12 protein-coding genes and 1 pseudogene are annotated in these 20,675 nt (G+C 35.3%); 6 read left to right on the top strand and 7 right to left on the bottom strand.

Annotated features, from left to right (window positions below; translation table 11 throughout):
• The first annotated feature begins 881 nt into the window (after window positions 1–881).
• Window positions 882–2,474: an MFS transporter gene (locus WAK64_RS11650; RefSeq protein ID WP_336587147.1), complete on the top strand. Its 1,593-nt coding sequence runs from the start codon at window positions 882–884 to the stop codon at window positions 2,472–2,474.
• A 724-nt stretch (window positions 2,475–3,198) separates the two neighbouring features.
• Complete coding sequence (locus WAK64_RS11645) at window positions 3,199–3,639, top strand: NUDIX domain-containing protein (RefSeq protein ID WP_336587146.1); 441 nt, start codon at window positions 3,199–3,201, stop codon at window positions 3,637–3,639.
• 716 nt (window positions 3,640–4,355) lie between these two features.
• On the opposite strand, the gene WAK64_RS11640 is transcribed toward WAK64_RS11645, so the two are convergent.
• Window positions 4,356–5,243, bottom strand: coding sequence for a LysR family transcriptional regulator (locus tag WAK64_RS11640; protein WP_336587145.1), 888 nt, complete (start codon window positions 5,241–5,243; stop codon window positions 4,356–4,358).
• Between the two features lie 104 nt (window positions 5,244–5,347).
• On the opposite strand from WAK64_RS11640, the gene WAK64_RS11635 reads away from it, so the two are divergent.
• Together WAK64_RS11635 and WAK64_RS11630 are read left to right on the top strand one after the other, a co-directional pair.
• Window positions 5,348–5,473 (top strand): hypothetical protein, encoded by a 126-nt coding sequence (locus WAK64_RS11635; RefSeq protein ID WP_336587144.1) that lies wholly within the window; start codon window positions 5,348–5,350, stop codon window positions 5,471–5,473.
• A 21-nt stretch (window positions 5,474–5,494) separates the two neighbouring features.
• Entirely contained in the window at window positions 5,495–6,409 is a 915-nt protein-coding gene (locus tag WAK64_RS11630) for a PhzF family phenazine biosynthesis protein (RefSeq protein ID WP_336587143.1), read from the top strand.
• Between the two features lie 126 nt (window positions 6,410–6,535).
• Here the strand turns inward: WAK64_RS11630 and WAK64_RS11625 are convergent, their stop codons facing one another.
• The 3 genes from WAK64_RS11625 to WAK64_RS11615 form a co-directional block, all read right to left on the bottom strand.
• On the bottom strand, window positions 6,536–7,033 hold the full coding sequence (locus WAK64_RS11625) for a CBO0543 family protein (protein ID WP_336587142.1): 498 nt from the start codon (window positions 7,031–7,033) through the stop codon (window positions 6,536–6,538).
• A 249-nt stretch (window positions 7,034–7,282) separates the two neighbouring features.
• On the bottom strand, window positions 7,283–9,295 hold the full coding sequence (locus tag WAK64_RS11620) for a beta-1,3-glucanase family protein (protein WP_336587141.1): 2,013 nt from the start codon (window positions 9,293–9,295) through the stop codon (window positions 7,283–7,285).
• 887 nt (window positions 9,296–10,182) lie between these two features.
• On the bottom strand, window positions 10,183–11,400 hold the full coding sequence (locus WAK64_RS11615; RefSeq protein WP_473700447.1) for an MDR family MFS transporter: 1,218 nt from the start codon (window positions 11,398–11,400) through the stop codon (window positions 10,183–10,185).
• 37 nt (window positions 11,401–11,437) lie between these two features.
• On the opposite strand from WAK64_RS11615, the gene WAK64_RS11610 reads away from it, so the two are divergent.
• The gene (locus WAK64_RS11610; protein WP_336587140.1) at window positions 11,438–13,300 is read left to right on the top strand and encodes an SgrR family transcriptional regulator; all 1,863 of its coding nucleotides are present in this window, start codon (window positions 11,438–11,440) and stop codon (window positions 13,298–13,300) included.
• A gap of 290 nt (window positions 13,301–13,590) precedes the next feature.
• Here WAK64_RS11610 and WAK64_RS11605 read toward each other — a convergent pair whose 3' ends face one another.
• Window positions 13,591–15,081, bottom strand: coding sequence for a UDP-N-acetylmuramoyl-L-alanyl-D-glutamate--2,6-diaminopimelate ligase (locus WAK64_RS11605; protein WP_336587139.1), 1,491 nt, complete (start codon window positions 15,079–15,081; stop codon window positions 13,591–13,593).
• 436 nt (window positions 15,082–15,517) lie between these two features.
• Between WAK64_RS11605 and WAK64_RS11600 the strand changes: the two are divergent.
• Window positions 15,518–15,910, top strand: a pseudogene (locus WAK64_RS11600) (DDE-type integrase/transposase/recombinase); the annotation flags it as partial.
• 237 nt (window positions 15,911–16,147) lie between these two features.
• Here the strand turns inward: WAK64_RS11600 and WAK64_RS11595 are convergent.
• Both WAK64_RS11595 and WAK64_RS11590 read right to left on the bottom strand, forming a co-directional pair.
• Window positions 16,148–18,745, bottom strand: coding sequence for a polynucleotide kinase-phosphatase (locus WAK64_RS11595; RefSeq protein ID WP_336587138.1), 2,598 nt, complete (start codon window positions 18,743–18,745; stop codon window positions 16,148–16,150).
• 2 nt (window positions 18,746–18,747) lie between these two features.
• Window positions 18,748–20,106, bottom strand: a complete 1,359-nt coding sequence (locus WAK64_RS11590; RefSeq protein ID WP_336587137.1) for a 3' terminal RNA ribose 2'-O-methyltransferase Hen1 — start codon at window positions 20,104–20,106, stop codon at window positions 18,748–18,750.
• Window positions 20,107–20,675 lie beyond the last annotated feature (569 nt).

Raw genomic sequence — 20,675 nt, 5'->3', positions numbered from 1 at the left:
TTCAGTAGAATGATGATTTGACATTCAAGGATAGGCGAAAAGATTGGATTGCAGTGTAATCGCTCACAAACGAAGTTTGTACTAGTATGTTCTTAATCACTACGCCCTTAAGGAATAATATCACAGAATGGTTAAAATTTCTCACCATTTCATCTATATTCATCGGTTTAAGGAAGTGGACGAGATAGTTTCTAAAGAGAGGAATGAATAATTTGAAAGTCTTTGATTTTTTTGTTGTGGGTGGTGATCTTTTATGTTCATTAATAATAGATGACATTGGAGGTATTGGTAATATCCTTCTATCTCGAATTCGAGTATTCAACTATTGGATGCGATTGTCCAATAACAAAGGTAGAAAATCATCGAACTTTTTTAAAAAAAATTCACATTAAATCTTGAAGAATCCATTTTGATCAATCTTTTTTCAAAATGGATTCTTTTTATGAGCAATAATAGTAAGGTTTGTGACGTGTTTTTGATCAATCTTAATTTTAAAGAGACACTTTTCTTCCTTTATCAACGATTAGTTACAATTTGTTAAAGAAGCAATTATAGGTATTTTGATTATTGAGCTAGTGCTATTAATTATTGGGTTTGTTGTTGAAAACGTGGCTAGAACTGCTAGCACATATTCCTCCAGTTATTCATTTAGGATAATTTGGAATCTTATTATTAAGTATCGTAACATAGTGGTTTTTTAATATTAATAAGAACAACCTTTCTGATAAACATAATAAAAAATTAGTCAAGTAGAATGGAAAAGCCTAATGATAATATCGTTACGGTAGATTCAAAATGATGAAATCATCTATGAATAGAATAAGGAATATTATATAAAGATAAAATATTACTACAACCTACGTTTTAAGGAGATACAGATAATGAAGAAATGGTTACCATTGATTGTACTCGGAGCAGCTCAATTCCTTATGGTGCTGGATACATCGGTCATGAATGTAGCTATCTCCCAACTTGTAGTAGATTTTAAAACTGATGTAACGCAAATTCAGATAGCCATTACGTTTTACGCTCTTATTATGGCAGCATTTATGATAACAGGTGGTAAGTTAGGTGATGTGTTCGGGAGACGCAAGACATTTGGCATTGGGATGGCTATATATGCCGTTGGTTCCGGAGTTACAGCCATATCACAAACAGTACCAGTACTGATTTTTGGGTGGTCAATATTAGAAGGAATTGGTGCATCTCTTGTACTTCCTGCATTGGCTGCATTGCTCGCGAGTAACTATAAAGGCAGAGACAGGGCGACAGCCTTTGGGCTAGTTGGCGGCATCGCTGGAGTTGGGGTAGCGTTAGGACCAATAGTAGGTGGATGGGTTACGTCGAATTTATCTTGGCGACTTGTCTTTGCCTCTGAGGTGATTATTTCAATTGCCATTCTTCTTGGGTTGAAGTTGATCAATAATGTAGCTAAACAGAATAAGCATCTCGAAATAGACTGGGTAGGAGCGATTCTAAGTGGATTTGGTCTAGGGTTGGTAGTGTATGGTTCCCTTAAGTCAAGTGAATGGGGAATGATATTACCAAGAAATTCACCAGTCGAGCCTTTAGGATTTTCTTTAACACCTTTTGTTGTCTTAATTGGAATGTTAATACTTTATTGGTTTGTGAAATGGCAAAAACGTCGTGAAAGTCGGAATCAGGATCCACTGTTCCATTTAAGGTTATTAGAAAATTCATCACTTAGTAGTGGTCTTGCAATGTCACTTATACAAAACATAATTCTTGCAGGAGTATTTTTTTCCATACCTCTATATTTACAGTTGACCATAGGATTAGATGCTTTTAGTACAGGCCTTCGTGTGTTGCCTATATCCATTACGTTGCTATTGGCCTCAATGACTGGCTCAATATTGGTGAACAGGTATTCGCCTAAACAGATTATCCGAATTTCTTTAGGGATTCTATTATTAGGAATATTTGTACTTCTCTCAACAATAGAACCAACTTTGAAGAGTACTGGGTTTGCGTTAGCAATGGCGCTGTTAGGTGTTGGAATCGGACTAATGGCATCAGTTCTTGGTAACTTAACACAGTCAGCCGTCGGTGATAGGGACAGAAGTGAAGTAGGAGCTTTAGGAAATGCTGGAATGCAACTAGGCACAGCGTTAGGCACAGCAATTATTGGAGCGACTGTCATCAGTAGTCTTGCAAATAGTTTTGCCTCAGAAATAGCAGATGATGAACGCATTTCTACCCATGTTGAACAAGCCATTGAAGTTAGATTAGCTAGTGGTATAACTTTTATCTCTGGAGAACAACTTGAGACAATCCTCAATCAATCTGACGTTGAGGGTGAATTAATTGATGCAATAGTTGACAATTATGTAATTGCTCAATTAGAAGCACTTCGGTTTGCTTTATTTTCAACAGGAATACTTGTCATAGGTGCCTTTTTCATAACATCTAGATTACCTGACAAACCACTATTAACTGAAAGTAGCAATTCTTAGAAGATTGGTTCTAGAACACCCTCGGAAATAGTTCCTTTTTTATTAGTGGATTCAAGTTTCTTGAAATGCTTTTACTTTTATTTTAAACCCACAATAATACTAATTAAAAAAGGGAATATCTCAATTTTTTGAGACATTCCCTTTGATTATTCAGAGTACCACTTACTTTCAATAAAATAAAAGGCTCGTTGATTTGTTGAAATTTACATTTTTTTAAACTAACATTGGATAATATGACTAGTACATTAGAAATTATGTTGAAAATGGACTATCTTAGACGACCTTTAAAGATAACGGATTATAGTAAATAATTTTTTGTTCAACTAACTCAGGCTTAACTAAAGAAAACAATACGTTTTATGTCGATTTCAAATTTTCGGCAATCGTGCGTTAATCTGAAAATTAGGTAAGCGTCATTTTTTATTTTAGGGCCATTTAATTTAACAACGATTATTAAGCTAAGGGGTATTCAAGATCACCCCTTTTATTTTTAAAGTTTTAGTTGTAGAATATTAAAGTGTATTAAAAAATATAATAATTGTTTATGAACTGGAAAATTGTAGCTAGGGTTCCGCTATTTAGGTCAGTGACCGAGGGCTACATCTTTTACATAAGTAAAAGGCACCTATTGACATAAAAGGTCCGAGGGGAAAGGTTCAGCGTATTTGTTATGCGTTGAGATCTTTTCTTTCGGACTTTTTTATTTTTAAGGAGGATTTATTGTATGAAGAGAATTGATGAATTGAAAGCTGGTGTTGCCGTTATCATTTTGAATGAAGAGAATAAAGTTTTGTTGCAGAAAAGAGCTGATGTAGGGCTCTGGGGTATTCCTTCAGGACATATAGAAATAGGAGAAACAGTTTCTGAAGCAGCTATCAGAGAAGTAAAAGAAGAAACCAATTTACGTATAAGAATTAAAAAGCTGATTGGTGTATACTCTGACCCTAATTCACAAGTGTTTGTTTACCCAAATGGTGAAGTAATACATTTTATAACTACCTGTTTCCTTGCTGAAATTACAGGTGGAGAACTTAGATGTAACTCAGATGAATCACTTGAACTTAAATTTTTTGATCAACAAAACCTACCACAAGATTTATTGAAAATGCATCCGCGATGGTTAGAGGATGCGCTTGCTGAAAGAGAAATGGCATTCATTCGTTAAAATCAAGTAAGAGGTAATGTTTAATAAGTTAGTGAATCGTTTTAAAGACATGATTAATTCTAGAAAAGAGCGAGATGATCTAACATCGCCTTTTTATTATGTTAAAGATGTTGTTATAAGAATAGAGTGGTTTTGAAATAATTGGTCTTAAGCAAACGGGCAGGAATTTTGGATAATAGAATTTTTAAAAAATATATTTAATTAAAAATGAAGGATTATTTGAGAATTTTAAACAGCAAGCATGTAATAAGTGGGATATTGATTTCTAGATTTAGCATTAATAGTTGTCTTAATATTCACTTTATCTAATGGTTATTTCATCAGTAGAGAGCTAAATGATATCACTACAAAATGCTATGAGAATGGTGGAACCGTTAAAATGGATATACAGGATTTATCAAAGGGAAAATATTATTTTGAATGTGTTAAAGATTAAATTTATCATATTAACTAATCATTTGTGAATAAAGCTATCCAAAGTTACTGGTGTTTTAGGAAAGAGTATAATAAAAATTATCTCGAATCGAGCCTTCAGCATAAGCATTGTCGAAAATCATGATTGAAAGTGATAGATTTTTTACAAAAACAAGTAGTTAATCTTCAAGAAAAAAAGTCATTTTGATTAATGTATTTTCAAAATGACTTCCTTTTGTTGGTAATAATTTTAAGGTTTGTTGATCGAACTTTATTCCTAACCAACATTTACGACCTTACAGTCATACTCTAATATTATCTTTGTCAATCAAAGAGTTCGTTACATTGATAAAAGCAGAAACCGCTGGAGACATATCGTTCACGCTCGGCAAGGCTAGACCAATAGTTCGGTAACATTCCTCATGTAACGGTACCGTTGATAGTTCATCATGATTGCTTTTTTGTACTACCATTTTAGGAACAATACTTACACCCAAGTTTTTTTGTACCATCTCTATAATTGTCTGATTATCGGAAATCTCGCAAAAGATATTTGGCGAAATATGATTATTCCTCAATAATTTCTTAACCAAAAAATCGCACCCTGCTTTCGGCATAATAAAAGGGTCATTCGCAATTTCCTTCACACTAACCACTTCTTCATTTGCTAATGGGTGGCTTTTAGAAAAAATGACATAAAGATGATCCTCAAATAAAGGAATAAAGTCAAGCTTCTCTGATTCATCCCTATTGAGAAAACTAACATCAATTATATTTTCTACAAGCATCTTTCTAAGCTCCTGGTACCCGCCCTCATAAAATTCAAGGTGAATATGAGGGTAAGCAGAATGAAATTTTTCTATCAATATAGGTAGTAAATAGGCAGACACACTAGGAAACGTACCAATTCTAACAGTTCCAACCTCAAGTCCATTTAACCGACCAGCTTCCTGCTTCATTTTTTCTTGAAGATTGAGTATTTGTCTTGTAAATTCAATGATTACCTTTCCTTCTGATGTTAACGCCACTCCATTTCTTCCCCGTTTTATTAAAGTAAGGTTAAATTCATCTTCTAATCCTCTTATAGCATGACTAATGGCTGATTGTGTTAGCCCAAGCTTATCACCTGCTTTCGTAAAGCTTCCTAAATCAATGACCGCATGAAAAATCTCATATTGAAGCAATGTCATAATAATAAACCTCCTTACATTAATTATATTCATATTAACTATTATAAACATTCATTTGATTAATGAAAAGCTGCGTCATATGATAAAAATGAGGAGGGATTCAAATGAAAAAAAAGAAATGGACTGTTTTGTTCATCGTTCTAATTATAGGAGGATATTTTTATATAACAGAAGAAAGCAAAGAAGAAAATAAGAAAAGTCCCTTTCCCAATAGTCAACTAGTTCCATAATAACGATATAGGAGGACAAAAATGAAAACATTACATTATACGTTAGTCGATGTATTTACAAACAAACCATTTGGTGGTAACCAATTAGCCGTTTTTCATGGTACTACTATGTTAAACGAAGAGACCATGCAAAAAATTGCACGAGAACTAAACTTATCTGAAACTGTTTTTATCCTTCCACCAAATAATAATGATAAGATAGCACGATTAAAAATATTCACGCCGAAAGTAGAACTGCCCATGGCCGGACACCCAACGATTGGAGCAGCGTATGTATTAGCAAAGACCAACATAATAGAAACAATAGAAGGTGAAAACCAATGGATCTTTGAAGAAGGAATTGGGGATGTCCCTGTAACTGTATGGAAGAAGGATGGCCAAATAACGAAAGTTGAAATGGAACAACCTTTACCCAATTTTGGCGATAAATTCGTAGACACCCAAATGGCAGCCAAGCTGTTATCACTTTCTGTTAAGGAATTACACACTACCTTACCTATACAAACAGTTTCATCAGGTGTACCCTTTTTATTTATTCCCGTCTCTTCCATCTCATCCATAAAGAACATTCGCTTTCGTACAGATATATGGGATCAATATTTTAGTACTAACCAAAATACAATGCATATTTTTACTTTTTCATTGGAAACAGAAGCACCGCATTCTTCTGTACACAGCCGAATGTTTGCCCCTGCAATGGGGATAGCCGAGGACCCGGCAACAGGAGCAGCAAGCGGTCCATTAGGAGCCTACTTAGTGAAGTATGGTGCAATTCAGGCGATTGATCAAGAGAACTACTTCATTAGGAGTGAACAAGGGTTTGAAATTCAACGACCAAGTCATATTGATATTTCCATCCATGCCAACCCCGATATAAAGAGAGTTAAAGTAGGTGGAAAATCCGTTATTATCGGTTCGGGACAACTATCTGTTTAAAGAAAATATACACCCTTTCCTTCCATCGCTTTTGTCTTATAAAAAAAGGAGCACTTTTTGCTCCTTTTCTCCAACACAATAATGTACTTTAACCATTTTTTCTCATAATCCTGTAGGCAAAAAACATTAAATAGATTGACGTTTCGTTAACTTATGATTGAATTCATCATTAAAGAACCAACGATAAAACAGCCTAGAAGAATAATATGTGAAGCCAATCGTAATGAAGCTCCAATACCATTTCCACTTTTTATACTCAATTAAGTTCGTATACTTTTCTGCTAACACCTCAACGCTTGTGATCAGGCCTGAGTGAAAAATATAATATAATAATTTAATTCCTTTGCTTTTTATTTCTGGATAATTTACGTTAAAAATAGCACAGAATGCGGGAAAGAAAAAATATTCAAATGAAAAACTAGATTTATTGGCATAAGGAAACAGTCTCACGGGGTATTTAATTAACCTCTTTTCAACAATGAGTAGTCCTAATACCCACGTAATAATTTGTTTAAATAAAAAGGACAAAATCCCATGCTTCATTTTATCTTTAGGAATGTATTTAAATAACAGCACTATGGTAAAGACCCAAAGAAAGAGTAGGACCCCTTTATCCTTTGACATAATTTCACAAACCCCCTAGTTACAATAGAATATCAGGCACGACTATTTTTTAATATGTTCAATATGTTTATAATGAATAAATTGCTACATGACCATTATTTTTTTCATTTACTGAAAAAATATGCAACTATTCGTCCTGTCGATGTATTTCACCTTATTTTAAATAGTCACTCCCTTAAGCAATGAAAAAAAGAGCCTGTCCCTCACCGCTATCTAACATGCAGTGGGAACAAGCTCTCCCTTATTTTCTTACCAGCCCACGTTGATAATAAGGGCTTCAGGATTAGGATGCTCTAGCAATGTACTAAAGTTTCTTACATCATCATAAGCAAATCCGTAAGCTAAACCATCGATACTATAATCATGCCAAAATTTCGCATAGAAATTAGCCGTATCATTTTGATAGAAGGCATTTGCATTACTCCAATTTCCTGGATCATACATTATTCCTCTATTTAAAGCTGCGCAAACTTGTGCCTCAACCACTTTTTCATCTGGAGTTCCCGTGTCCATAGGCCCTGAGCACTCAAGAACTTCAAGTGTTGATGGTTTCCCTTTTATATATAAGTTGTAAGGACCACCGTTTTTAGAAAAGACAAAATCATCGCCTACTACACGACCGCTAAATGACCCAGCTTCTGCTGTGAACGATAATTCATTTGTGCGATAATAATCCCAAACCTCATTCACATATTGGTCAAAGTAATTTTCGTAAATGCCACCTTGTTTAAAGGTTCCTTTACCAGGAGCCACGATTCGATATGGCTCTTCAACTAATGTTTTGAATTCTGTTGGCATTTCATTTTTAAACGCTGCAAAAATCTCATCTCGAGAGTATGTTTCACCTACGATTCTATCATATCCGTCAGAACCAATTAATCTAGTCGTAATTGGGAAACTAAATTGGTCTACTCGAGTAGAGTTTCCATGATATCCCCACTGATCAATCGTAAATTCAATCCATTCAAAATAAATATCTTGGTTCGGGTCAGTTGGATTATTTAAATCTGGGCCAGCAAAACCTACTCTTCCATCAGCTGCCATATTTAACTTAATATACATAGGGCTACCTAAACTAATAAACATTCTTCCAGAATCAATCTCTGGCATAGACGTCCAATCAACTTCACTCATTTTATAAAAATAGTTCGGATAATTCTGTCCGTTTTTCGTTAAATGACCTGGTGCGTCATTATCACTAACAGAACTCGGGATTAACTGACCATTTTTATCTACATGAGCCAGCTGCCCTGTCGCTTTATCATATCCAAGAATTGCCCAATAAATTTCATCATCTGAATATTGTCCACCTGTACCATTTTGTAATTGGAATGTCATGACCCCATTCCCGGTTGGAAAAGATGGAACCTCACCAGGAACAGTCGGTTCTGTCGGTTCTGTTGGTTCTGTCGGGGATGTTACAGAGTCTGTTGTAAACTCAAACCAGTTTAAGTTCCCAATTCCCTCTGCTGTTCCTTTAAATACAAAGTATACATCATGTACACCTGTAACAGTAGAAATGGCAGAAGATTCCGTCACCCATGATTGCCATCCTCCAGTATGCTGAATATCAATCGTTCCAACTAGCAATCCATTTGGGCTATCTAATCTTACCTCCATTACTCCGCCGGCTGATTCGGTAGCGATTCTTGCTTCAATTCCTTTCGCTCCTTCAGTACCGAAATCAAGATTATTGAATACAAGATAATCTCCATTTTCTATCCAGCCCACATTCTGTCCGCCACCCACATCAGTGGTAGATTCCGTTTGAATTCCGCTCATTGAATCATAATCTTCTGCTTGAATTTGAACATACGGATTAATCGTATCCGGAGTAGTTGGTTCTGGTTCTGTTGGTTCTGGTTCTGGTTCAGTTGGCTCTGGAGTTGGTTCTGTTGGCTCCGGAGTTGGTTCTGTTGTATCCCCATGAGCACCAGTAAACGTTGGTGTGTTATAAGCTGGTGTTCCATTATTATAAGTAAACCAATAGCTAATTACATCACCTGAACTTAAGTTAGCTACTTCTTGAGTAAAGGTACTTCCATTTCGGTTCATTCTTACATTTTGCTGAATACCTGAATTTACAGTGTAATGAACGTCAACCCAGGTCGTCTCTACGTTCGAAGTAAACGTTATTTCGGATTTCGTATCAGATATTGTATCCACTGAATGATCGTAATCTGCTGCTGCTGCAATCGTTCCGCTAAACATTGGTGAGATAATCAACGCGAAGACGATCATCATCATTGTTATTCTTTTCATTTGAAACCTCCGAGAAAGTGTTTAGTAAAATCAATATCATTATTGTAATTAGAATTAAATATTGAATAATACCTCCTTTCACTTATATAATACAGCCCATTATTTTTATTAAGGGGGAAATGGACGAAACGTAACAGAACATTAATACTCCTGTAAAAAGAATAGGAAATTTAGGGATAAATAATATACTATACTACTATATCAATGTGGAGTGAGTAAGAATATGGTACTAAAGTTTATCACTGTTTATTTTCATTAATGTCATAAGCCTGATTCAGAATTTAGTTTTCCTAAGTAAACAGATAGTATTTGAGTTATCACTAGTATAAGGATGAGGTTATGTACGAGAAATACGATATTTAAGACTAAAACAAAAATGACCCCAAACTCTTTGTTTAGGGTCAAATGGAATCATCCTTATATGACTGTTCCACTACAAAAACTATACTAATATATAATATATATTAGTCCATTCTAAATTCACTCATACTTTATTATTTTTGAGGGGTCATCATTTTAATAATTCTAACAAGTCAATAACAAAGGGAATTACCTCACCTAAAAATGTTAAAAAAGCAATTGCGATGTTCATATAATTAGCCCCTTTCGCCTTGAATGAATTATTTGAATATTCAAATATATTATAAATATTATATTTTAAAATAACACCTCTTGCAAGGTTTTTTTTGATTATTCTATTAATTTTTCATCAATTCTACTATTTTGACAGAAGCTTACTTCGATTAATAATAGAGGAATAGCATTACAAGTTCCATTACTATCATAAAAATAGCAAATGAGCTTGGACCACCCACACAACCATTATCTTCTTTAAACAGGACATACAAAAAGTGCGCATAAACTTGAGTAAAAGTCTGTTAGTTGTTTTATTTTTCCTGTAAAATTTTGAGTGAAGGTTTCTCAGACGTTAAAATGAGTTGAGCGATTCCTCCAATAAGGAGGAGAAAAGCTGACAAGAGGAACAAGACTCCTCCTCCCCATTCTATTAAAACCAAACCTCCTAGAAACGGGCCTCCCATTCGTGATAAGTCCCAATGAGTTCCATAAATTGAAAAGTAAAGCCCTCGCGCATTAACCGGTGCTATTTCAGAAATATGATTTAAGAAACGATTTAACCCCAAGCTTTCTGCAATGGTCAACAATAGTTGAGTAATCACGAGCAAAGATAGAGAAGTAGAATATCCGTAAGAAATGGCAGCAATAAAATATAAACTATATGAAATGAAGATGATTTTTCTAAAAGAATAGCGATTGCTCCATCTCACGAGAGGAATTTCACATAAAATACTCATCACTGCTTTCACAGAGGCTAAGATTGTCAGAACCATAAGATATTCAGAAAACATGTCTTCTATGTAAATCCTGTAACTCGATTCTGTTTGTGCATAAAAAAAACTAATCGGTAAACTAAATATCATCAGACTAAGGACATAGTGATGTCTTGATATAAAAGTTCTAAGGCTAAATCTCTGTGGTATTTGTTCATTTTCACTCGTATCCACTGGTATTGTTTCGGGAAGCTTGAAATAGACAAGAACTGCATAAATGGCGAGAGTAGATGACTGCAACCCAAACATGAGAGTAGGATCCTGTGTATAGACAAAATACCCTAGCACTGGCCCTAAGGTCATTCCTACCGAAGCGACGGTATTAATAAGAGCGAACACTTCAGACCTTATATTGGCTTCTGTTGAATCTGCAATTTGTGCCCTTTGTGCTGGAATATAAACAGCTCGGCCCAGGCCATTTAAGACATAATACAGGGCGAAAAAAAACACACTCTCTGCAAATATAAACCCAGCCATTGAAATAGACTGTGCCAGTAAACCGAACAAGATGATTTTCTTTCTTCCTAATCGGTCTGTCAGCCCTCCTCCCACTATCGTAAAAAGAACTTCTGCCAGAGGTTGAAGTCCGATGATGATCATCGAAAGTAGAACATTTCCATCCAGTTGCTCGTAAAGATAGAGAAGGAAAAAGGGTGCGAGCATAGACCCAGTAACACTTGTCAGTAACTCTCCATACAAGCGAATCCAGACCACAGCTGGATAACGGTTCAGAATTTGGTGCTTCATATTCATCATTCCTTTCACTACCTTCATTCTATAAAGAAGAGAAAAGATGAAAAAGCGTAGAAATAGAGGTATAATCACTTCATCTTTTAAAGAAAGGAATGTTCTAATGATTATTTTGGAGCATTATCTTCGTTTACATATAGCTTTAGCGAAAGAGAAAAAAGAGAAAGTTTATGAAGTTTCTCTTTCTGAGATTTCAAAAGTGCTGTATTGTACAGCTAGAAATAGCAAAATGACGATCAATAAATGGGAAAAGGAAGGCTGGGTAGAATGGTTGCCTGGAAGAGGGCGGGGCAATAAATCGAGACTGATTTTTTTAAGAGAACCTATTGAGCTTATCTTTGAAGAGTCTAAAAAGCATGTAATAAACGGAAAGCTAGAAACTGCCCAGCAGCTAGTCGATAAATTTAACGTCCACTACCCATCGCTAAGTTCAATTTTTATGCGATGGATTGATACGATGTTCGGATACAAGATAGAGAACAGAGAACAGAAACAACGGGATGTCCTTAGAATGAAATATGATAAACAGCCTTTTTCACCTCTTGATCCGACGCTCGCTACACTTCGCTCGGAATGTCATATTCTTAAACATGTTTGTGATACACTTGTGGATTTTAATGAAGAAACACTAGTTTTTGAGCCTCGCTTAGCCTTTCACTGGGAAGTTAATGAAGCGGGGGATCAATGGACCTTCTATATTCGAAAAGGAGTAAAATTTCATAATGGAAGCAGCTTGACTGCTTACGATATTCAACACAGCATCCTCCGCTTTCAGGAAATAGAGGACAGCCCGTTTCAGTGGATGCTAGTGGGGCTGAAAGAGGCGAAGGTTATTGACCCTCATTGTATTACGCTGATTCTCGATAAGCCAAACTTTCTTTTACTGGATATTTTGAGTGATGAACACTTATCAATTGTAAGCAGAAGTAGTGCCATAAATTCTTATGCTGAGCAATTAATTGGAACGGGTCCGTTTAAGTTGAAAAAAAATGATGGATCGATGTTAGTGCTCGAAGCAAATGAGAACTATTTCAGAGAAAGGCCGTTTTTAGATTCCGTGGAAATATGGAACGTACCAGAAGAAAATGGAGACAGAACTCCCGTAAAAAACGAAATAAAATTTGGATATAGCCGATACAGCACGGACAACCAAGTGGGAAGAAGTAGACCGCAAACATTAATTCGATTAGAGAAAAATGTCCAATTTCTTTCACTAAACAGGAAGAAAAACGGACCGATGAGAGACCCCTTCCTTCAACAAGCTATTCGAATGATTGCAAACTCTTCCTTACTTGTGGAAGAACTCGGTGAATTCCGGCAAGAAAATGCTACGTCCTTTTTACAACCCAAGCTATGTTTCGTTCGAGAAGACCCCAAGGTGTTACTAGAACAAAGTGTTTATAACGGAGAGGAGCTGCATCTATACAGCTTTCAAGACCGTGATCATGTAGAAGATGCACACTGGTTAAAAGACAAATTCGAAAATTACGGAATCAATGTAACGAATCATTTCGTTCCAGCAGAGATATTGCTGAAAAGAGAGACGATGGAGAAAGCAGATATCGTTCATGACAGCGCAACATTGACAGAGCAAGAAGAAGTAAGTTTTTTACAATTTTTACTGACAGAGAACAGCCCGGTCTATCACCATCTTAACCAAAAATTAAAAAGGATGGTTTTCCAAAAAGTTAGTGAGCTAAAAGGAAAGACTGACCGAAAAGAAAGGATGGGTATGCTTCAATCTATAGAGAAAATGTTACTAGATGCATGCCAAGTAGTGCCTTTATATAAAAACCTATCTGAACTACATAGCGATGAAAAAATCCAGCATGCTCTCATCAACTCACAAGGTTGGGTCGATTTTTACCGTATCTGGTTTAAAGAAACTACCACCAGTGTATCGTAACGGAATCTCTTTTAAGATGGATTCAGATAATAACGAATAGTAAGGTTAGAAAAAACAAGAAAACGATAAGCACAGCTTTACACTCCCTCGTCATAAGGAGCTCACGAAGGAAAACCTTTACTGTATGAATGAGCTTAACGAAGGAAGAAACCTTTCATTTTCTAAAGCCAACTGACTCGTCAGTATGACGAGTCTCCTTGGACTTCTCCTCTATTCATGATTCCCTTCCATGATGGTCAACCATAGAGCTCTCTACTAAATAAAACTTTATTCTTTGTGTAGCGCAGTATTCAATTCATTACCATGGAAAAGCCTATTGACTTTCTTGCTACGTCTCTATCATCAAATGGAAATTTAGTCCCATTTATTAGTTGATAGGTTTCACTCCCCTTACCTGCAATAAGAATAACATCATTCGGAGCAGCCATTGAGATTGCTTGTTGAATTGCATCTTCTCTATTCACAACAAGCTGATAATTTGTCACATTAGATTTAGCTATTCCTTTTTCAATATCTCTTACTATTTTTTCAGGATCCTCTGTACGAGGATTATCGGAAGTCACAATAACCACATCACTGTAATTTCCTGCTATTTCTCCCATTAGTGGTCGCTTAGACACATCTCTATCCCCTCCGCAGCCAAATACAGTAATAATGTTACGTTGGCAAAACTCGCTGATTGATTGTAAAACATTTTCTAGCGCGTCAGGTGTATGTGCATAATCGACTAATACAAGAAAATCTTGTCCTTCATCTACCGCTTCCATCCGGCCCCCAATAGGCCTCATGTCATATAGACTATCCCTTATATTTTCAAGCGATATATCTTCAATCAGTGCCGCAGCAATTCCTGCTAAAGCATTATATACATTAAAACGACCTACTATTTGAAGACTTATTTCTATTTCTCCTTTAAAGGATACAAGTTTAAATTCGACACCATTTAACGTCATCACTATATCCTTAGCCATGACATCCGCTTCATTATCGATTCCATAAGTAATGATCTCTACGGTCGTTTGTTTTTTGAAAAAGTCAAATGATGGATCATCTGCATTTAACACGGCAAACTTCGATTCGTTTGGCTGATACGTATGGCCGAGTCGTGAAAAGAATAACCCCTTTGTTTCTCTATACTTTTCAACAGTCCCATGATAATCTAAGTGATCTTGAGTTAGGTTGGTAAATACAGCTGTACGAAAATGGCACCCTGACACTCTCCCCATATCTAACCCTTGAGAAGTTACTTCCATCATACAATAATCGGTTTGGCATTCCTTCATTGTTCGTAAATTCTTTTGAAGAGTTGGTGGTTCTTGAGTATTGATATCTGTTGAATACCAATTGTGGTTAATTTTCACACCTGTATTACCCATTAAACCGGTTTTAAAGTCGTTATCAGCTAATATCTTCTCAATAATATATGAGGTAGTCGTTTTACCGTTTGTTCCTGTGATTCCTATTAATCGCATCGCTTTTGAAGGGTGGTCATAATAATGGGATGCTATCATAGCCATCGCTTTTCTAGCATCCTTCACCACAATCTTAGGTACATCTATTGGTACATCACGCTCTACGATTAAAGCAACTGCCCCCTTTTTGACCGCATCTGCTGCATAGAGATGTCGATCTTCAAGAAAGCCTTCAATTGCTGGTACACAAATAAATAAATCCCCTTTTTCTATTTTCCTTGAGTCCATTTGGATTCCCTTAATTTTTATTTCCATATTCCCGATTGTCCTTTTAACCATAAAAAGGTCTGCAATTTGTTTTAGCTTCAAGAAAAACAGCCTCCCCCTGCTAATTTCTTTTAAATTCTACCTACATTTTCCTTTTAATAGCCTGTTTATCATAGGACAAGAATGTGTCAAGAAAATGTCAAATTAACCATTTACTTATAGAATAGTTGATTAATGCCGCCCTTTATAATAGATGTTTTCACAATTATAACAAAATACCCATACTTTGGATGGGTATTTTTAAATATAAATAGACATTAAACAACAAAGTGTTAATTCCATTCCCTTCACTTTTATCAGTAGGAAAGACTCTTGATTTTTATTCATTAAAAATAACAAATATCGTAAACGTATAAGGTTCTGGTGCAAAAACTGAGATAACTCTCAAAAACTTGGAAATACTAATACTATTAATCTAAAAAGGTAAGTAAATGATTGGTATGAAAATCAATATAAATGGAAACATTAATAGCCTGATATGATCACTTTATCGGTCAGATGGTACTTGCGGTACAATAATAGCTTTCGAGATCTAGTAGATATGATGGAGGAGCGAAGTTTATGGATGGCTCAAACGACTACATCAATATGACCCAAAGGAACATGAATGTACCTATCGTGCAGTTGATTGAACAGGGAATACGATTGATTTTTCCTAAATGCATCAAAAGATAAACAAGCAGCCAAGTGCTTTATTAAAAAAGCCTTGGCTGCTTGTCATGTTGGTGAACCTCGTGTGATTACAGTCGATCAAAATTCGGCTTACCCTGTAGCAATTCAAGAGTTAAAAGAAGGAGGGACGATGCCAAAAGGCATTCCGATCCGACAAATAAAGTACCTCAACAATATCGTAGAACAAGATCACCGTTTTTATCAAATAACGAGTACATTCTATGTGAGATTTAAGTCGTTATAAACAGCCATTTCAATATTGAGAGAATTTGAGAGACAATGCATAGGTTATAAAAAGAACAACTTGGCTCAAAGGTGAAGTCTCCCTCCATAGCTTGTATGGAATCGTAGCATAAATGAGCAATCAACCTGAAAGTGCACTCTATTAATCTACCCATTTTTTACATATCAACTTCTAATATTAAAGATAATTTACTTATAACCTCGGATCAACCGGATCCGACTCCATTGCTAGCGTTCCAAGCACACACTCATGTACTCTTTCAATAGATTCTCCTCGAACAAACCTTCGAATACCTTCTATTCCTAGTGAAAATTCCTTAAGTGCTAGCTTTTGCTTCTTTGAAACGTTTCTCTTTTTTAATCGGTTTAAATTTTCTGGTAGTAAATAATCCATACCATAAATAATGTTTAAGTACTTTCGACCTCTAACCTTAATGGCAGGCTGTAGGAGCTTACCACCATTCGATTTCGATATAAATGTTTCTGGTTTAATAACGATACCTTCATGGCCGTCACTTGTAATTGTTTCCCACCAATTAATTGCCGCGTCTTCACTCGATGAATCATCAATAACCATAAATTCTGTTTCTACAAAAAGGTCTACCATTCTCGCAAATTCTCGATTCATTTCCATATGCCATGTATGTGGCTTATTAAAGAACGTTTCATTACTATGTGCTAGTACATGGAATGGGGCAATCTGAATTTGGTTAATATCTTCTATCTCCCAACAGTACTTTTGAAAAACTTCTTTAAATATATGGGCATTATTTAGTTTTTCATCATATTCAGCAAACCACGCTTCTAAGTCTTTATTATTATTTATAGATTTTTCTAGCTTGCTTTTAATCATAGTTCGATCTAGGCTTGCATTTTCAGACACGTGAGCATATTGTTTACTAATTAATTCTTTAGCTTTTAGATTCCAAGGCATTATCTCAGCATCTAACAGTACATAATCAGTTTCATACTTTTGAAAATAATTATGGTGGTTTAATCCGTCGTTCAGCCTCTTTAGGATATCGCTTTCTACTTCATCATGAAAGAATCGTCTTCCTGATCTTGTATATATAACACCCAATGTTTCACGTCCGACGTACTTTAAACCAGATTTCTTAGAGTTAAATAGCATCAATATTCCTCTACTACCCATGTGCTTCTTTTCAGCAACCATTTTCTCAACACCCATCCTTCGATAATATTCAATGACTTCCTTGGGATGTTCAAGATAATCTTTTAAAGCAGAAGGCTGAGGAGTAGGGCTCATTGTTGGTGGAATATAAACAAGCTCTTCAATCGGAACAGTATAATGAGATACTGTATCGATTGATGGAATTGCATATTCTTTAGGAATGTGAATTTTCGCTAAGTCCTCGGTTAAAACGGAGTAACCATTAATGAACTTGGAAATATTCGGGGGATCTAATCGTTTTTTCTCCAGCTCTTTTAATGGATTACTAGCAGCTCCTGAGTAATTTTTTTTAGCTTTAACAGAAACAAATTCCTTTTCTGGGTAGCGTAAGGCTGTTAACTCACCACCAAAAACTACACCTTGATCAATATTAATTGTATTGTTACTAATAAGTGGCTTAGGTTTTGGATCATGTCCCCAAACGATTAGTGTGTTAGTTTTATGATGAATTGACCAATCTTTTCTAATTGGCTTACCATCACTATCAATACCACCGGTATCTCCATAGCGACAATAATCACTCACTTCATAAGATTGTTTCCCAATAAATTCGTCTTTAATTCCTGCATGGGCACAAACCAATAATGGTATATCATTATTGGTCAATACATAGTGAGAGGGTGCACGAAGAAGAAATTTCTTTAATTCCTTTTTTAATTCTATAGTAGGTGCTTCACCATATTGTTCTTGGAATTGTTTCATTTCTTCTTCTACAAGTTCGTCACCATGGCTTAAAGTAACTTTCCTACCGTCTAGCCATCTAGCTATTTTCCAGCCGTGATTACTATCTATCATATATGCGAGGTCATGCTTAACGTGCCTCAAGAAGAATTGCATCGTTTCTAACGATTTTGGTCCTCTACTCATGATATCTCCAAGAGACAAAAACTTTCTACCTTCTGGATGGATATAAAAATTATCTTGGTTTTGTTCGTATCCCAATTCCTCAAGAATTTCAATCATTTCATCAAAGCAACCATGTACATCGCCGATGATATCTATTCCTTTACCAACATCTAACTCAATAGGGTTTTTACTATGTCTTTTTAATACCATTTCATCAGAATGACGGATGAAATATGTTGCATGGTAACCTTCTTTTTTAATAAAGCGTTTCTCTCTTTTAAAGACTTGATATTGTTGCTTGATTCTCCTTTTTCCTCTTGGGTTCTCACGCATTTCGTCTCTTTCAAGTAAGATATTTTGATCAACATCTAATATGATTGCTACAATTGGTACATGATTGTTTTTAGCCATTGTGATATACCTTTTACGGTCATCAGGATGTAAATGCGTTGCATCAACAATCGTTAACTTGTTCAGCCTACACCTTGTTTCAATTAATGAGTCCATTAATGAAAAGGCTTCCCTTGATATCTTTTGATATTGGTCATAGAGAGAATCTGATTCATCATTTGACCGTTGCTTCCAATCTATAAATTCAATATCACTTACTAACACTCTAAAATCATCTGAACTAACCACTTCGGAAGAAAGCAGTTGTTCCTTTTTCACTAAGTTTTTTAAAACAGTCGATTTACCACTATTAGATGGTCCAACTAGTAGAACGATTCCAGCGTAAGGTACGACAACTTCCATTGTTATCTCTCCTTTTTCGTAAATAAACACATTTGGGTTGGGTATCCATAGTGTTCATGTTCTTTTCCAATACCATCAAACGTCAACTCATACTTTCCATCTTCATTTTGCTGATTACACCAGTTATAAAACTCTTCTCTAGTCCATTCAAAACGGTGATCAGGATGTCGATACCCTTCAGCCATATCATAAACTTGATTATATTCCTGGTTAGGTGTAGTAATAATTAGATTACCAGGGTGATAGTCATTTAAAATCGTCTTCATAATTTTAGGTAATCGATTCTCATCAATATGTTCAATTACTTCGCACAAAATCATAACATCTTTATGCTTTAATCTTTCATCATAATAGAAAAGCGAACCCATGATTGTTGTAGGCAAAAGGAAGCCTTCCTTTTGATTAGCTTTCTCAAATCGTTTTAAAGCTTTAAGGGTTGCAGACTCTGATGGTTCAACTGCCAATATTTCTTTTATACCACTTACAAAACCTAGTCTATTAGATAACTTACCTTCTCCCGAACCAAAGTCAACAATACTTTCTCTTTTCGCCAAATTATTAATATAATGTATGATTTTCTCATACCTTAAATCGTTTAACCGTACGTTAATATTATCTTTTTTACTTTTTTTCGTACCCCCATTGTCCTTTTCATATTCTACCAAGCTATAAACCTCCTTGAAACGAAGTGCTTTCTGTAGAATAAATTCTCTCTTAGGGTGATGATCTAACCACCCTTCACCATACCTTTCAACCTTTTCGATCTCTTTTTGATCTATATAATAGTGCTTATAATTATCTAGTACCGGAATCAATACAAAAAGCTGCCTTAAACCATATTGAAGCGTTGTCAAACCTTCTATAGTAATATATCTAGCTGAACTTTTTGATTTTAAATTTAAGTTATAGTCAGCATCACCATAAGCAATAGTCACCTCATACCCTAAAGGCTCAAATAAATCTAAAATTTGTTTATCGGATAGATTTGATGCTAGTGGACCAAACTCGAACTTGAATGGAAAAGCATGACTAACCCACGAAGCATATTCTTCTTTTGGTTTTCCGTTTAGCGCTGTCCCTAAAGCCGATCTAAGAAAAGTACAAAAAATACTACTTACTACAAATTCCCTATCATTAATATAAGAGGTAATGTCATACTTCTCGGAGCTGTTCCTTGAAAGTTCAATCGGATCTGGTGTAACAAAGAAAGTCACTTCTACCTCTTCTTCAGTAAATTTACTATAAAACATTCTTACTAAATGACCGTTCTGGTTTCTTTCATATATATTATTTGGGTTTTTGGCTAATAGAAATGAAATTACCTCAACATCTTTACCTGATGCTTGGATCGTTAGTTGCATATTATCACTTCTTTCATCTTTTATTTCTTTAACTAAACTATATTAAGTGTATCTTACCATAGAGGGTTCTAGTGAAAATTCTGTAATAAATCTCAAAAAACTTGAATATACAGATATTATAAATTTTAAAAGGGACGTTATTAGAATGGAAAGTACAAACTTAGCTTTATCTAGTAGATATGATGAAGAATCGAGGATATCAAGCGTTTAAGCCTTAACGAAATCAGTTGGTACTTAGGTTTGCGAAATTTGAATACAAAAAAGATTAACCTTATTTGGCTAATCTTTTTGGACCCTATTAATCTTCTTTTCATTTGTTCTTAATTGTATCTACTTTTCTTTAATTTTGGTTTACTTTCTGCATATGCATAAAACCCTTCTTCAAGAAGTTGAGGTTTTTCTTTCTTCGCCACTAATGCCCTTACATTTAGTAATTCAATAAATTCTTCTTCAATCGTATTGGAAGTTGTTTTCTTTCCGTCTTGATTCGAAGAATCATGAGATGAAATCCAATATTTATCACATATAAAAACTCTTTTGCTCCCATTCTTTTAAGAAGGGACAATAAC

Origin of the sequence: Bacillus spongiae (assembly GCF_037120725.1) — a bacterium.
In the GTDB taxonomy this organism is placed as follows: Bacteria; Bacillota; Bacilli; order Bacillales; family Bacillaceae_K; genus Bacillus_CI; species Bacillus_CI spongiae.
Note: the sequence above shows the minus strand (reverse complement) of the source record. Positions and strands in the feature narration are given on the sequence as shown.